This window comes from Lysobacter antibioticus HS124, from assembly GCF_000336385.2.
GTDB classification, from domain to species: Bacteria; Pseudomonadota; Gammaproteobacteria; order Xanthomonadales; family Xanthomonadaceae; genus Lysobacter; species Lysobacter firmicutimachus.
Window position 1 is genome coordinate 39803 of record NZ_HG424519.1, and the last position, 13426, is coordinate 53228.

Genomic DNA, 13426 nt, shown 5'->3' on the forward strand with positions numbered 1-13426 from the left:
ACCCCATGCCGGGCCCCGGGCCGTTGACCCGATCATGCCGATGGCCCAGCACCTACCGCTATACGAGGCTCCGGCGACGCGCAAGCGCTTCCCGTCGGCGTCGCCAAGCCGTACCCTGCCGCGGATGAATTCCGGTGCGGATGCCAGCGACGACGTGCTCATGCTCGCCTGGACCGGCGGCGATGCCGCCGCGTTCGAGGTGCTGTACGCGCGTCATCGCGGCCCCTTGTACCGCTTCCTGCTGCGGCAAATCCGTGATTCGGCGCTCGCCGACGAGTTTTTCCAGGACGTCTGGCAGCGGGTGATCGCGGCGCGGCACGGCTGGAAACCGGAAGCGGCGTTCAGCACCTGGCTGTTCCGGATCGCCCATAACCGCCTCAACGATCACTGGCGCGGGCTCAAGCACCGCCCGGCGGCGCCGGAGGACGGCGACGAGCGCGCCGCGCGCGTGCCCGACCCGACTACGCCCGAGCGCGAGCTGTCGGAGTTCGAACAGCGCCGGCGGCTGCAGCGCGCCATCGAAGAATTGCCGCAGGAACAGCGCGAAGTCGTGCTGCTGCGGCTGGAACAGGAACTCAGTCTGGAGGACATCGGCGCCATCACCGGAGCCGGCCGCGAGACCGTGAAGTCCCGGCTGCGCTACGCGATGGACAAGTTGCGCGCGAGGTTGACCGAATGAACCGCCGTCCCGACGCCCCCGATCCGTTGACGGCCGAAGAACGCGAGCTGGCCGACCGCCTGCTGCGGGTGGGCCCGCACGACGGCCCCTCGCCGGCGCTCGACGCCAGGATCCTGGCCGCCGCCCATGCCGCGGTGGCGCAGGCGCCGCGCGCGCGGCCGCGTTCGCGCTGGCCGGCGTGGATAGGCGTCGCCGCCTCGCTGAGCCTGGCGGTCGGCATCGCCTGGCAGTTGCGCCCCACCGGCAAGAGCTTCGAAGCCGTGGGCGAGGACCCGGCCACGGTTTCGGCACCGGCCGCGACGGCCGCCGAGACCGAAGCGATCACCGCCGCAACGCCGGGCCAGGATTCGGCAGCAGCGGCGGACGCCGCCGCGGTCGCCCCGGCAGCGGTTCCTCCCCCGCTCGAAGTCGCCGACGCAGCGGGCGCCGCTGCCGCGCCGGCGCTCCCGGCGCGCACCCAAGCCGCCGCGCCCGTACCGGCCGGCGACGCCCGGCGCGAACGCAGCGCCGAAGCGCCCCAGGCCGAACCGCACCAGGCCAGGCGCGCCCCGCCGCAAGCGTTCTCGCTGCCCGAAGAGCCCGCGCCGATCGACATGCCGGCCCCGCCGCCGGCGCCACCGGCCCCGCCCGCCCCTGCTTCGGCCGCGCCAGCCGCGCCGTCCAGCGCAGTAAGTTCGCGTTCGTCGGCTCCGGCGGCGCAGAACGCGGCCGCCGGTCGCGATCAGAGCCAGGACTACCGGGCCGCCGAGGCCCGGCCGGCCCCGCTCGCCTCCGAAACCGCGGCCCGCAAGGCCACCGCGGCCGGCGCCGTGGAAGCCAAGGCCGCTCCCGCAGCCGCTCCGGCCGCCGAGGCCGCTGCCGACTCGGTCGCCCTGGACCGGATCGAAGTGACCGGAAGCCGGATCGGCGCGGCCGCCGACGCCGACGATGCGCGCCTGGCGCCGGCACAGTGGCTGCAACGCATCCGCGAGTACCGCGACGCCGGCCAGATCGAGCGCGCCCGCGACGGCCTGCGCCGTTTCCGCAGCGCCCACCCGCGGACGCGGATTCCGGACGACCTGCGGCCGCTGCTGAAATGAACGCGCCCGCCGGCGCCTCGACCCTGGCCGAGCGCGCCAGCCTGGCCCAGGAGGTCAAGCACAGCCGTTTCCTGGCCTTGGCCGCCCCGGTCGAGACCCCGGAAGCGGCGCTGGCCTTCTTCGCCGAGGTCGGCGACCCGGCCGCGACCCACAACTGCTGGGCCTACCGCATCGGCGCCCAATACCGCTTCAACGACGACGGCGAGCCGGCCGGCACCGCCGGGCGGCCGATCCTGGCCGCGATCGACGGCCAGGGCTACGACCGGATCGCGGTGGTGGTGACCCGCTGGTACGGCGGCATCAAGCTCGGCGCCGGCGGCCTGGTCCGCGCCTACGGCGGCTGCGCCGCCGAATGCCTGCGCCGCGCGCCGCGCCGCGAACTGGTCCGCTACGACGAACTCGAGCTCAGCTTCGGCTTCGAGGACACCGGCGCGGTCCATGCCGCGTTCGCCGCCCACGGCGCGGAAAAGACCGAAGAACGCTACAGCGCCGATGGCGTGCGGGTGCGGATCCGCCTGCCGGCGTCGCAATTGCCCGCCTTGAAAGCGCAGCTGCGCGACGCCACACGTAATCGGGTACGCCTCGACGAGCCCGGCGCGAGCCCCCTTGGATGACCTTCACCCGATGAGCGACACGCCCAGCGGCCGCCGCGCCGCCGCAGCCGAACCCCGCAAGAAGGCGCCGATCGGCAGCTTGCGCACCCTGTGGCCGTTCGTGCGCAAGCACCGCGGCCTGTTCGTCGCCTGGCTGTTCGCGTTGGCCGCGTCCAGCACCGCGACCCTGAGCCTGCCGGTCGCGTTCAAGACCATGATCGACCAAGGCTTCGCCCAGAGCGCCGCCGGCGGCGGCAGCGGCGCGATCGACCGCGCCTTCCTGCTGCTGTTCGCGGTCGCGGTCGCCCTGGCCCTGGCCACCGCGGTGCGCTTCTACTTCGTCTCGGTGTTGGGCGAGCGGGTGGTGGCCGACCTGCGCGAGACCTTGTACAACCACCTGATTACCCTCGACGTCGGCTTCCACGACCGCAACCGCAGCGGCGAGCTGATCTCGCGCCTGACCGCCGACGCTGAATTGCTGCGCAGCGTGGTCGGTTCGAGCATGTCGGTGGCGCTGCGCAGCGCGGTCACGGTGGTCGGCAGCCTGGCGATGCTGTTCGTGACCAGTCCGCGGCTGGCCCTGTACGCCCTGGTCGCCATTCCGCTGGCGGTGCTGCCGATCGTGATCGGCGGGCGCCGGCTGCAAAAGATCTCGCGCGCCAGCCAGGACCGGGTCGCCGACGCCAACGCCCTGGCCAGCGAGACCCTCGGCGCGGTGCGCACGGTCCAGGCGCACGCGCGCGAGCCTTACGAGCGCGGCCGCTTCAACGAGTCGCTGCTGATCGCGATCAAGGCCGCCAGCCGCCGCATCAGCGCCCAGGCCTGGGTCACCGCGATCGCCATCACCCTGGTGTTCGGCGCGATCACCCTGGTGCTGTGGTCGGGCGCGCACGACGTGGTCGCCGGGCGCATGAGCGCCGGCACCCTGGGCCAGTTCGTGCTCTACGCCCTGATCGGCGGCGGCTCGGTCGGCGCCCTGGCCGAGGTCTGGAACGACCTGCAGCGCGCCGCCGGCGGCATGAGCCGGATCGGCGAGCTGCTGGAGGAAACCAACGCGGTGACCGCGCCGGCGCAACCGCGCGCGCTGCCGCAGCCGGTGCGCGGCGAGTTGGTGTTCGACCGGGTCGGTTTCCATTATCCGATGCGCCCGGACCTGCCGGCGCTGGAAGACTTCAGCCTGCGCGTGCGACCCGGCGAGACCGTGGCCCTGGTCGGCCCGTCCGGCGCCGGCAAGAGCACCGTGTTCTCGATCCTGCTGCGTTTCCACGACCCGCAGCAGGGCGCGGTGTCGGTCGACGGCGCCGACGTACGCGAGCTCGATCCGGCGGCATTGCGCCAATCGATCGCCCTGGTCCCGCAGCAACCCACCATCTTCGCCGCCAGCGCGCGCGACAACATCCGCTACGGCCGGCTCGAGGCCAGCGAAGCGGAGCTCGAACAGGCGGTGAGCGCGGCCCACGCGGCCGATTTCATCCAGGCCTTGCCCGACGGCCTGTCGGCCGAACTGGGCGAACGCGGCACGCGCCTGTCCGGCGGTCAGCAGCAACGCATCGCCATCGCCCGCGCCCTGCTCAAGGACGCGCCGATCCTGTTGCTCGACGAGGCCACCAGCGCGCTCGACGCGCAGAGCGAGCGCGCGGTACAGCAGGCCCTGGAAACCCTGATGCAGGGCCGCACCACCCTGGTCATCGCCCACCGCCTGGCGACCGTGCTCAAGGCCGACCGGATCGTGGTCATGGACCGCGGCCGGATCGTCGCCGAAGGCACCCACGAGCAGTTGCTGGCCCAGGGCGGGTTGTACGCCGAGCTGGCCAAGCTGCAGTTCCTGGACTGAAATGCGGAGCCTTGTGCAAGGCACCAGCGTCGCCGTCCCTGCCGACGCCGAACCCGCGGCCTGTCCGCGACGCCATCCGGCCCAGGACCGCACGAGGCTTCGCCGTCGCCGCGCACGACGCAGAGGCCTGTAGCCGATGGCGGAGCTTTTTTGGATCTCGGCCGGGGTGTTCCTGTGCGTGGCCATCGTGCCGGTCGTGTACAGCGCGCGCGCGGCCGGTGCGCAGCGCGGCAGTGTATGGATCGCTGCGCTGGCGTTGGCCTTGCAGCAGGCCCTGGTCGAGGCAGCCGGCGCCTGCATCGCCCCCGATTGGCTGGGGCTGGCCATCGGCTTTGTCGGCACGTGCCTGCTCTACCGGTGGCTGTTCGGCATCACCTTCGGCAAAAGCCTGATCGTTGGCATGCTCGGCAGCGCGATTCTCTGGGTCGTCATACTGCTGTTTGCGATCACCGCCGGCCTCGGCTGACCGAAGCGAGAGCGCCCCACCGCGGCGGGGCGCTCCTGCCGCGACGCCGTCAGCCGCGAACCAGACTCAGCCCGTACTGGCTCAGGATCGGATTGAGGCGCTCGAACAGGCTGCTGCGCTGCGAGGCCGGGATGCCGCAGTTGTTGCCGTTGGCCTGGACGTTGCCGCCGGACATCACGCCCTGCGCCTGGCCGGCGCTGGTGATCCAGGAGCCGCCCGAATCGCCGCGGCCCATGCAGGCATTGCCCTGGGTCAGGCCGTAGACCGCGCCCTGGGCGTAGTTGGCGGTGACGTTCTTGGCGGTGATGGTGCCGCAGCGATAGCCGGTGGTACGGCCGGAGCGGCACACCGCCGCGCCGATCGCCGCCTCGGTGCTGCCGCGCACGATCACGTTACCGCCGCTGTAGTTGCTGACCCACGGCTGCAGGGTGTTGCCGCTGCCGACGCTGACCCAGGCGCGGTCGTTGCCCGGGAACCGCGAGGCGGCGAAGGAGCCGACCTGGGCGCCGCCGATGCGCACGATCGCGCCGGCCGAGCCGCAGTGGCCGGCGGTGACGAAGCCCTTGGTCGAGCTGCGGGTGACCGAAAAGCCGACCGAGCACAGCGAGGCGTTGTTGATCGAGTACTCGATGCCGCCGACGATCGTCGCCGCCGTCTGCAGCGTGCCGGGCGTTTCCTCGATCCGCACCGAACCGCTGTCGGCGCCGCTGAGGGCGACGAAGTCGATGCCGCGGTCCAGCGCGCCCTGGTCGACCTTCACCACCACCGAATTTCTGACCGGATCGACGTACCAGCTCTGCACACCGGTCAGCGGCTTGCTGATGCCTTTGATGCGGGCGCGCGAACTGGCGTCGAGCAGGTCCATCGACTGCTGCAGCTGCTTGAGGCTGTGGCGAACGTTGCGTACTTCCACGCCGCCGATCGACGACGACTTGCGCGCGCCCGCGCTGGCGGCGACCAGCTTGAAGCTGCCGTCGGCATTGCGTTCGATCCAGCTGCCGGCGTAAGCGCTGCCGAACTCGCGTTCGATCGCGCGGCCCTGGCTCTGGGCCAAGCGCTCGGTCGCCAGATACTGGGCGTACTGGCCCGGGAAGATGCCCAGGTCGCGCTGCATCGCGAACTTCAACTGCGCATCGACCGTATCGCCGGCGACGGCGGCGCCCGATGCGAACGTGGCCGCTGCGGCGAGCGCGACACAGGCTGACAGCGAGATTTTGCGGGCGGACTGGCGGGAAATCGAAACGGACATGTGGGAAAGCTCCTTAGGATGGGGAACTGACATGACTCGGATGAGGCCGCAGCGGCCTCGCGGCGCCGTCGTCGGGACGGCGGCCCGTCGTCGAATCCCGGGTAGTTCGTGGCGTCGTAGCGGACGGACAACGGGAGCGCTCAGCTAAGTGGATCGCATGCCGCCGCGGCAAGGCGCCGCTGCGAGGGCGCATCACACGCTGATCCCGAAGCGCGTCACAACTACGGCACGCGCATGCCGTCGCAACGACGATGCGCCGGCGCATCCTTGCGCTGCAGCATGGGTTGCGTACAGCGAGCTGAAGAATTGCGCGAAAAGCGCGCAAACCGATGCGCTCCACGCGCAGCGGCGGCGATCGGTCGAGCGCCGGCGCGCGAGCCGCCGGACGTCGTCGCCGATGGCCCGATCGGACGCATCGGCTCAGCCCCATGCACGTCGCGGTTCGCGCCGAGATCGAATGCTCAGAGTCGTAGCCGCGATTCGACATCCGCGCCGGGAACGCAATCGGCGCGATCGCGCGACCGCGCGACCGCACCGCCAGCACCGCGGCGGCAGCGCGACTCACTGCGTGCGATAGCGCTCGCCGATCCACCAGGCCGCGAACGCGCACAGCGCAAGCAGACCCGCGCCGCGGCTCAGCAACATGAAGGCCAGGGAAAAATCCGAACCGTGCGCCGGCGGCGGCACCGCGGCCAGGGCGATCAAGGCCAGGGCCTGGGTTTTACGAGGACCACGCATGGCGACCTCCTGCGGCGGCGCCCACGGCCGCCTCACCCAAACTTACACCCATCCGGCGCACGATACGGTCAATCTCCGCGCTCGGGACGACGACCGGTCGTCCGCGCCATTCAGATGCCGTCCGCGATGACCCGCTACCGCAATCTTTCCGGCGACTCCGGCGTACGCGGCTACCGGATCGAGCCGCAGGCGATCGCGGTCGAGTTCGCCGACGGCTCGCAGTACCTGTACACGGCGGCCAGCGCCGGCGCCGAGGTCATCGAACGGATGCAGGCGCTGGCATCGGCCGGACGCGGCCTGGCCACCTACATCAACCGACATGCGCACGATGCGTATGCGCGCAAATGGACGTGAACGAACCGGATCGAGCGCGCCGAATCGAGCGCGTCGCGGCGAACCGGTGTGCGGCATTCGAGGTGAAGCTCAATCCCAGGCGTTGGCGACGAGCGCCGCCGCGCAAGCGACCAAGGCCGCCTCGCAGACCGCACCGACCAGCAACAGCTCGATGGCGCGGCGCAACGACAGCGGGCGACGCCATTCGCGATGATCCAACCACCCCAGCAGCAAGGCCAGCGCCGACAGGCCGATGCTGAGCAGCGCCGACAGCGCGATCGCGGCGAACATGCCCATGCCGCAGACGCCGCCGGGATGTTGTTCCGCCCAGACCCGGAGCTGATGGCTCTGATAGGCGAACAGCGCCGCCGGCAGCGCCACCGACGCGGCGCCGAGCCCCCACGAGGCGGTGCGCAAGCCGCTGCGTCGCGCCCGTTCCGGCGTCGCGCTCATTCGCCGCCCGCGCGCAGCAAAGCCCGTTCGAAACTCTCGTCGCTGTGCAGGCTGCCGTAGATCTGGCCGCGGCCGCCGCCGAGCCGGCTGGCGCAGAACGCGCCGGCCAAGGGGCTGCCGCTGCGCAATAGATAGGCCGCCTGCAGGCTCAGCGCCAGGCGTTCGGTCCACAATCGCGCCTGCGCTTCGCAGATCGCCGTGCGCCCGCTCAAGGCCTCGCGCAGCGGCGTCGAATACGCATCGAAATCCGCATCGCGTCCGGCCGCGGCGTCCAGCTCGGCCAGCAGCGCCTGTGCGGTCTGCGGCTCGCGGCCCAGCGCGCGCAGCACATCCAGGCATTGGATGTTGCCGCTGCCCTCCCAGATCGAGTTCAACGGCGCCTGCCGGTACAGGCGCGGCAGCAGCGATTCTTCAACATAGCCGGCGCCGCCGAGGCATTCCTGGGCTTCGTTGACGAAGGCCGGCGCGCGCTTGCAGATCCAGTACTTGCCGATGGCGGTGGCGATGCGCGCGAATGCGGCCTGGACCGGGTCGTCGCCGGCGCGGTCGACCGCGCCGGCGACGCGGATCGCGAAGCGGGTCGCCGCCTCCGATTCGATCGTCAGGTCGGCGAGCACGTTGCGCATCAGCGCGTGCTCGATCAAACGCTTGCCGAAGCTGCGCCGATGCCGCGCGTGGTGCAGCGCCTGCGCCAGCGCCATGCGCATCTGTGCGGCCGAGCCGAGCATGCAGTCCAGCCGGGTCAGCATCACCATCTCGATGATGGTCGCCACGCCGCGCCCTTCTTCGCCGATGCGCTGCGCCCAGGCGCCTTGGAACTCGACTTCCGACGACGCATTGGACCAGTCGCCGAGCTTGTCCTTGAGCCGCATCAACCGCAGCGCGTTCTTGCCTCCGTGCGGATGCCAACGCGGCATCAGGAAACAGCTCAGGCCGGCCGGCGCCTGCGCCAGGACCAGGAACGCGTCCGACATCGGCGCTGAGAAGAACCACTTGTGCCCGACCAACTCGTACTCGTCGCCCGCCAGCGGCCGCGCCACGGTCTGGTTGGCGCGCACGTCCGAGCCGCCCTGCTTCTCGGTCATGCCCATGCCCAGGGTCAGGCCCGGCTTGTCGGCGGCGGCGACGTCGCGACCGTCGTAGGCCGGCGTCGCCGCCTTGCGCGCCCATTCGGCCAAGGCCGGCGCGTGCCGCAGCACCGGCACCGCGGCATGGGTCATGGTCAACGGACAACTGGTGCCCGGCTCGACCTGGTGATGCAGATAACTCAGCGCCGCGCGCGCCACGTGCGCGCCGGGCCCGGGCCGATGCCAGGACAGCCCGGCCACGCCGTGCTCGATCGCCGCGCCGATGATGGCGTGATAACTGGGATGGAACTCGACCAGGTCGATGCGCTGGCCGCCGGCGTCGTACTGGCGCAGGCGCGGCTTGTCGCGGTGCGCGTCGAAGCTGAGCCGGTACAACTCGTCGCCGGCCAGCGCGCCGTAGCGCGCCAGGGCCTGCGCATGCGCGTCGCCGCCCTCGGCCGCGACCGCTTCGCGCAAGGCCGCGTCCTCGCGCCACAGATCGCGCGGCGCGAACGCCGGCGGCTGGTTCTCGACCCGATGGGTGGCGAACGGCGGCAATGCTTCCTTCACTGCGCTACTCCTTTGGGCGGGGAATCGGGAATCGGGAATCGGGAATCGGAGCTTAGAGGCTCGGGGGAGAGCCCAAGCTCAGTATCGCGCTGGTGCGGTAAGTCGGCGCGAAGCCGGCTGGGGCCCCCGTCGCCAAGAGGCATCCGCTTTCCCCCCCCGGGGCGCGAATCGCGCAAAAAGAAAGGCCCCGCTACGCGGGGCCTTGGAAACTGTCCGATGCGATCGGTCAGGCGCGGACTGGCCGCGAGCGACGCGATCAGGCCGCCGGAGTAACCTCGGAAGCTTGGGCGCCCTTCGGGCCCTGGGTCAGCTGGTAGCTGACGCGCTGGCCTTCCTGCAGGCTGCGAAAGCCCTTGGCGTTGATCGCGGAGAAGTGCACGAATACATCCGCGCTACCGTCTTCGGGCGAGATGAAACCGAAGCCCTTGGCGTCGTTGAACCACTTCACGGTGCCGTACTGCATATCCTTATTGACCTCATGCTGGATGCGTTGACGTGCGTCGCCGGCGAGTGTGCCTGAAGACGCAAGGCGAGTATGCAAACTGCGCCCATGGAAGACAACGGCTCAACGTGACGGCATCGGCCACGTATTTGCGCAACCGAACCGGCCAGGTCGGCGCCGGTTCGAATCCGCGCATCGCGGTTTATGCGAAACCGATCACTGATCCAACACGGCGCCCAGCAAGGCCGGCAGCCCGGCCGAGGCCGCGGCGACGTTGTCGAGCACGTCCTGCAGGGTGATGACTTCGTCCGGGTCCGGACCGGCGCCGGCCGCCCAGTTGGCGACGATCGCCAGACAGGCGTAGTCCAGGCCCAGTTCGCGCGCCAACCCGGCCTCGGGCATGCCGGTCATGCCGACCAGATCGCACCCGTCGCGACGCATGCGCAGGATCTCGGCGCGCGTTTCCAGGCGCGGCCCCTGGGTCGCGCCGTAGCAGCCGCCGTCGACCAGGGCCACGCCCGCCTGCGCCGCCGCGGCGAGCACCGCCGCGCGCAGGCTGCGCGTGTACGGCTCGCCGAAGTCCACGTGCAGCACTTCGCTGCCGGGCTCTTCGCAGATCGTCGAGATGCGGCCCCAGGTGTAATCGATCAGTTGATCCGGACAAGCCAGCACGCGCGGGCCGAACCGTTCGGTGATGCCTCCGACCGTATTGAGCGCCAACACCCGGCGCGCGCCGATCGCCTGCAGTGCGGCCAGATTGGCGCGGTAGTTGATCTGGTGCGGCGGCAGCGAATGGCCTTCGCCGTGACGGGCCAGGAAGGCGATCCGGCGACCGCCGAGCGTGCCGACCCGGATCGGGCCGGACGGCGCGCCGTAACGCGTCTCGGGCTGCTGCGACTGCACATCTTGCAGCTCGGCCAGGCGGTACAGGCCGGTGCCGCCGATCACGGCCAGATCGATTGCGGGCGCGCTCATCTCAATCCTTCAATGCGTAGATCGCGGGCAGGTTGCGGCCCTGCTCGTAGAAATCCATGCCGTAGCCGAACACGTAGCGGTCCGGCACCTCCACTCCGACGTAGTCGGCGCGCAGGCCGTCGACGCAGCGGTCGTGGCGCTTCACCGCCAGCGCGGCGATGCGGACCTCGGCGGCGCCCTGTTCGCGGCACCAGTCGCGGATGCCGAGCAAGGTGTGGCCCTCGTCGACGATGTCGTCGACCAGCAGCACCCGGCGGCCGCGCAACGGCGTCGCCGGTCGATGCTTCCAGACCAGGTCCGCGCCGGTGGTCTGGCCGCGGTAACGGGTCGCGTGCAGGTAGTCGAATTCCAGATCCAGGCCGCGCTGGCCCAGCTCCATCGCCAGCTGCGCGGCGAACGGCAGGCCGCCGTGCATGATGGTCAGGTACACCGGGCGGGCGCCGGCGTAATCGTTGCGGATCGCTACCGCCATGCGCGCGATCTCGCGCTCCAGGCTGCGGCGGTCGTGGATCAGATCGGCATCGGCGAGCGCCGCGGCCAGGTCGTGCGAAGTCATCAGGCCAATCCTTCCAGACGTTGGCGGGTGGGTGCGTAGGCGGCGTCGGCGATCAGGCCGTCCCAGCCCAGCGCGCCGCGACCGATCAGTCCGGTCAGCGCGGCAGTGTTGAGCCGGCGGCCGGCGACCGCGGCCAGGGATTCCTCGACCAGTTGCGGGTGGCAGACCAGGACCACGTCGCAGCCGGCGTCCAGGTGCGCGTCGATCCGCGCCTTGACACCACCGACCGAGAACGCCGCGGCCATGCCGATGTCGTCGCTGAACACCACGCCGCGGAAACCGAGCCCGCCCTGTGCGCGGTCGCCGCGCAGGATCTCTTCGATCCAGCGCCGCGAGTAACCGGCCGGTTCCGGCGCGACCGCCGGATAGGACACGTGCGCCATCATTACCGCGTCGGCCTGGGCCTCGATGCCGGCGACGAAGGGAATCAGGTCGGTGGCGCGCAACTCGTCGAGCGTGCGCGGATCGGCGGCCTGGTCGAAATGGGTGTCGGCCCGCACCGAGCCGTGGCCGGGAAAATGCTTGAGCGTGGCGGCCATGCCGCGTCCGTGCATGCCGCGGATGTAGGCGCGGGTGAACTCGGCCACGATCTGCGGATCGGCATCGAAGGCGCGGTTGCCGATCGCCAGGTTGCCGCGGCCCAGGTCGACCACCGGCGCGAAGCTCAGGTCGACGCCGCTGGCCTGGACTTCGGCCGCCATCAACCCGGCGTGCTCCTCGGCCAGGCGCAGCGCGGCGTCGCGGTCCTCGGCGTAGAGCTTGCCGAATACCTCCAGCGGCGGCAGCGCGCTATAGCCCTCGCGGAAACGCTGCACCCGCCCGCCTTCCTGGTCGACGCAGATCAGCTGCGGCCGCGGCGCGGCCCCGCGGATCGCCGCCGAGAGCTCGGTCACCTGCGCGCGCGAGGCGAAGTTGCGGCTGAACAGGATCACGCCGGCGCAGGCGTCGTGCTGCAGCCAGTCGCGCTCCTGCGCGGTGAGTTCGGTACCGGCGACGCCGATCACGAGCATGCGGAACTCCTGGGAAAAGTCAGCGCCGGACGCGCTGGCGCCATTGTCTCGCAGATGCCGCGGCGGGCGCACCCTGCCCGGCCGGCGGATTCAGCCGGCGCCGTCGCGTTCGGCCTGGGTCCAGGCCGCATACGGCCGGGTCGCCAGGGCCAGGTTGTAGTAGCGCTGCGCGTCGGTGACCTCGGCGCCGGCCCAGGCGGGACGCTCGAACGGCGCGTCGGCGCGCTCCAGCTCGATTTCCGCCACCACCAGCCCGGCGTTGTCGCCGAGGAACTCGTCGACCTCCCATAGCCGGCCGGCGTGCTCGATGTAGTGCCGGCGCTTATCGACCAGCCCGCCGACGCACAGCGCCAGCAGCGCGCGCGCGTCCGCGACCGGGATCGGGTAGTCGAATTCCTGCCGGGTGTGGCCGAGTTCGCGCGATTTCAGATTCAGATAAGCCTCGTCGCCGGCGATGCGCACCCGCACCGAGGCTTTCATCGCGCTGCGCCCGGCGCCGGGCTCCATCGCGTCGAGGTCGTTGAGATAACCCTGCGCCATCGGCACGACTTTGTGCGCGGCGGCGCGCCAGCCGTCGCCGACGACGAGGAATTTGCGTTCGATTTCGATGCCCATGCGCCATTATGGCCGAGTGCGGCGAACGAATGCGCACGTAGAATGCGCGCTCCCGGCGCAACGCCGTTTCCAGCAAGGACGCCATGCCCGCCCTGCCCTTTCCGCCGCGGCATCGCGCTGCCCGGCTGAGTCTGCCGCTGTTGTGCCTGGCGTGGCCGCTGCTGGCCGCCGCCGCGCCGCCCCCATCGACGCCCCCATCGACGCCCGCATCGCCGCCGGCAGCGCCCACGCTCGACCAGGCCATCGCCGCGCAGCGCGCAGCGCTCGCCGCCGAATCGCCGGCGGCCACGCCGATGGGCCAGGCGCTGGTCGAATCGATCCGGCTCAGCGAGCTGCGCCTCTGCGGCCCGCTGCGCGAGGATCGGGTCGATTGCATCGTACGGCTCGAATCGGGCCTGGGCGGCGCCTACCAGACCTACCGTTTCCAACGGCGTGACGGCGCCTGGATCCTGCTGCCGCTGGCCGATCTGGCGCCGCCGGCGCCGAGCCGGACGCAGGCGCAGGCGCAGGCGCTGCTGCGCGCGGACCTGTTGCTGCGCGCCCCGCGCCTGGACGATACCGAGCAACGCGGTCGCTACGAGCGGGCCGCGGCGAGCCTGATCGTGTCGGCGCTGGAAGGCTGCGAACTGGACCGCGACGAAGGGCGGGTTTCCTGCGATGTCGGCATGCGCCTGCCCGAAGGCGACGACCAGGCCACGCTGCGCTTCGTGCCGCAAGCCGACGGCACCTGGCGCCTGGATCCGCCGCGCTGAGCGCCGCCCAGCGCA

Annotated in this window: 16 protein-coding genes; 7 read left to right on the forward strand and 9 right to left on the reverse strand. The window is 71.2% G+C overall.

The features are described from left to right. The first annotated feature begins 124 nt into the window (after positions 1–124). The 5 genes from TX83_RS14635 (at position 125) to TX83_RS14655 (ending at position 4651) form a co-directional block, all read left to right on the forward strand. A complete protein-coding gene (locus tag TX83_RS14635) occupies positions 125–679 on the forward strand; it encodes an RNA polymerase sigma factor (protein WP_064748702.1) in 555 nt (184 codons plus the stop codon). Continuing rightward, positions 676–1758 carry a hypothetical protein gene (locus TX83_RS14640; protein ID WP_064748703.1) on the forward strand — a complete coding sequence of 361 codons (1083 nt, stop codon included), beginning with the start codon at positions 676–678 and terminating at the stop codon, positions 1756–1758. Before TX83_RS14635 ends, TX83_RS14640 begins: the two co-directional genes overlap by 4 nt. After that, positions 1755–2372: an IMPACT family protein gene (locus tag TX83_RS14645; RefSeq protein ID WP_064748704.1), complete on the forward strand. Its 618-nt coding sequence runs from the start codon at positions 1755–1757 to the stop codon at positions 2370–2372. Before TX83_RS14640 ends, TX83_RS14645 begins: the two co-directional genes overlap by 4 nt. Before the next feature lie 10 nt (positions 2373–2382). Further along, positions 2383–4185, forward strand: coding sequence for an ABC transporter transmembrane domain-containing protein (locus TX83_RS14650; protein ID WP_064748705.1), 1803 nt, complete (start codon positions 2383–2385; stop codon positions 4183–4185). A 136-nt stretch (positions 4186–4321) separates the two neighbouring features. Continuing rightward, positions 4322–4651 carry a hypothetical protein gene (locus TX83_RS14655; protein WP_064748706.1) on the forward strand — a complete coding sequence of 110 codons (330 nt, stop codon included), beginning with the start codon at positions 4322–4324 and terminating at the stop codon, positions 4649–4651. Between the two features lie 49 nt (positions 4652–4700). Here TX83_RS14655 and TX83_RS14660 read toward each other — a convergent pair whose 3' ends face one another. Continuing rightward, complete coding sequence (locus TX83_RS14660) at positions 4701–5900, reverse strand: S1 family peptidase (protein ID WP_064748707.1); 1200 nt, start codon at positions 5898–5900, stop codon at positions 4701–4703. Between the two features lie 561 nt (positions 5901–6461). Next, on the reverse strand, positions 6462–6638 hold the full coding sequence (locus tag TX83_RS23385; RefSeq protein WP_186442611.1) for a hypothetical protein: 177 nt from the start codon (positions 6636–6638) through the stop codon (positions 6462–6464). A 126-nt stretch (positions 6639–6764) separates the two neighbouring features. On the opposite strand from TX83_RS23385, the gene TX83_RS14665 reads away from it, so the two are divergent. Beyond that, a complete protein-coding gene (locus TX83_RS14665) occupies positions 6765–6992 on the forward strand; it encodes a hypothetical protein (RefSeq protein WP_064748733.1) in 228 nt (75 codons plus the stop codon). 69 nt (positions 6993–7061) lie between these two features. Here TX83_RS14665 and TX83_RS14670 read toward each other — a convergent pair whose 3' ends face one another. The 7 genes from TX83_RS14670 to TX83_RS14700 all read right to left on the reverse strand — a co-directional run bounded on the left by TX83_RS14670 (position 7062) and on the right by TX83_RS14700 (position 12659). Then, a complete protein-coding gene (locus tag TX83_RS14670) occupies positions 7062–7424 on the reverse strand; it encodes a hypothetical protein (protein ID WP_064748708.1) in 363 nt (120 codons plus the stop codon). Further along, a complete protein-coding gene (locus TX83_RS14675; RefSeq protein ID WP_087960736.1) occupies positions 7421–9061 on the reverse strand; it encodes an acyl-CoA dehydrogenase family protein in 1641 nt (546 codons plus the stop codon). Before TX83_RS14675 ends, TX83_RS14670 begins: the two co-directional genes overlap by 4 nt. 256 nt (positions 9062–9317) lie before the next feature. After that, entirely contained in the window at positions 9318–9524 is a 207-nt protein-coding gene (locus TX83_RS14680) for a cold-shock protein (RefSeq protein ID WP_064748709.1), read from the reverse strand. A 195-nt stretch (positions 9525–9719) separates the two neighbouring features. Further along, positions 9720–10478 carry an S-methyl-5'-thioinosine phosphorylase gene (locus TX83_RS14685; RefSeq protein ID WP_064748710.1) on the reverse strand — a complete coding sequence of 253 codons (759 nt, stop codon included), beginning with the start codon at positions 10476–10478 and terminating at the stop codon, positions 9720–9722. Position 10479: 1 nt separating this feature from the next. Beyond that, the gene (locus TX83_RS14690; RefSeq protein ID WP_064748711.1) at positions 10480–11034 is read right to left on the reverse strand and encodes a hypoxanthine-guanine phosphoribosyltransferase; all 555 of its coding nucleotides are present in this window, start codon (positions 11032–11034) and stop codon (positions 10480–10482) included. Then, positions 11034–12044 carry a beta-N-acetylhexosaminidase gene (gene nagZ / locus TX83_RS14695; RefSeq protein WP_064748712.1) on the reverse strand — a complete coding sequence of 337 codons (1011 nt, stop codon included), beginning with the start codon at positions 12042–12044 and terminating at the stop codon, positions 11034–11036. Before nagZ ends, TX83_RS14690 begins: the two co-directional genes overlap by 1 nt. 90 nt (positions 12045–12134) lie before the next feature. Continuing rightward, positions 12135–12659 (reverse strand): CYTH domain-containing protein, encoded by a 525-nt coding sequence (locus TX83_RS14700; protein ID WP_064748713.1) that lies wholly within the window; start codon positions 12657–12659, stop codon positions 12135–12137. 83 nt (positions 12660–12742) lie between these two features. Here TX83_RS14700 and TX83_RS14705 point away from each other — a divergent pair, with 83 nt between their 5' ends. Next, a complete protein-coding gene (locus tag TX83_RS14705) occupies positions 12743–13411 on the forward strand; it encodes a hypothetical protein (protein ID WP_064748714.1) in 669 nt (222 codons plus the stop codon). Positions 13412–13426: the final 15 nt, after the last annotated feature.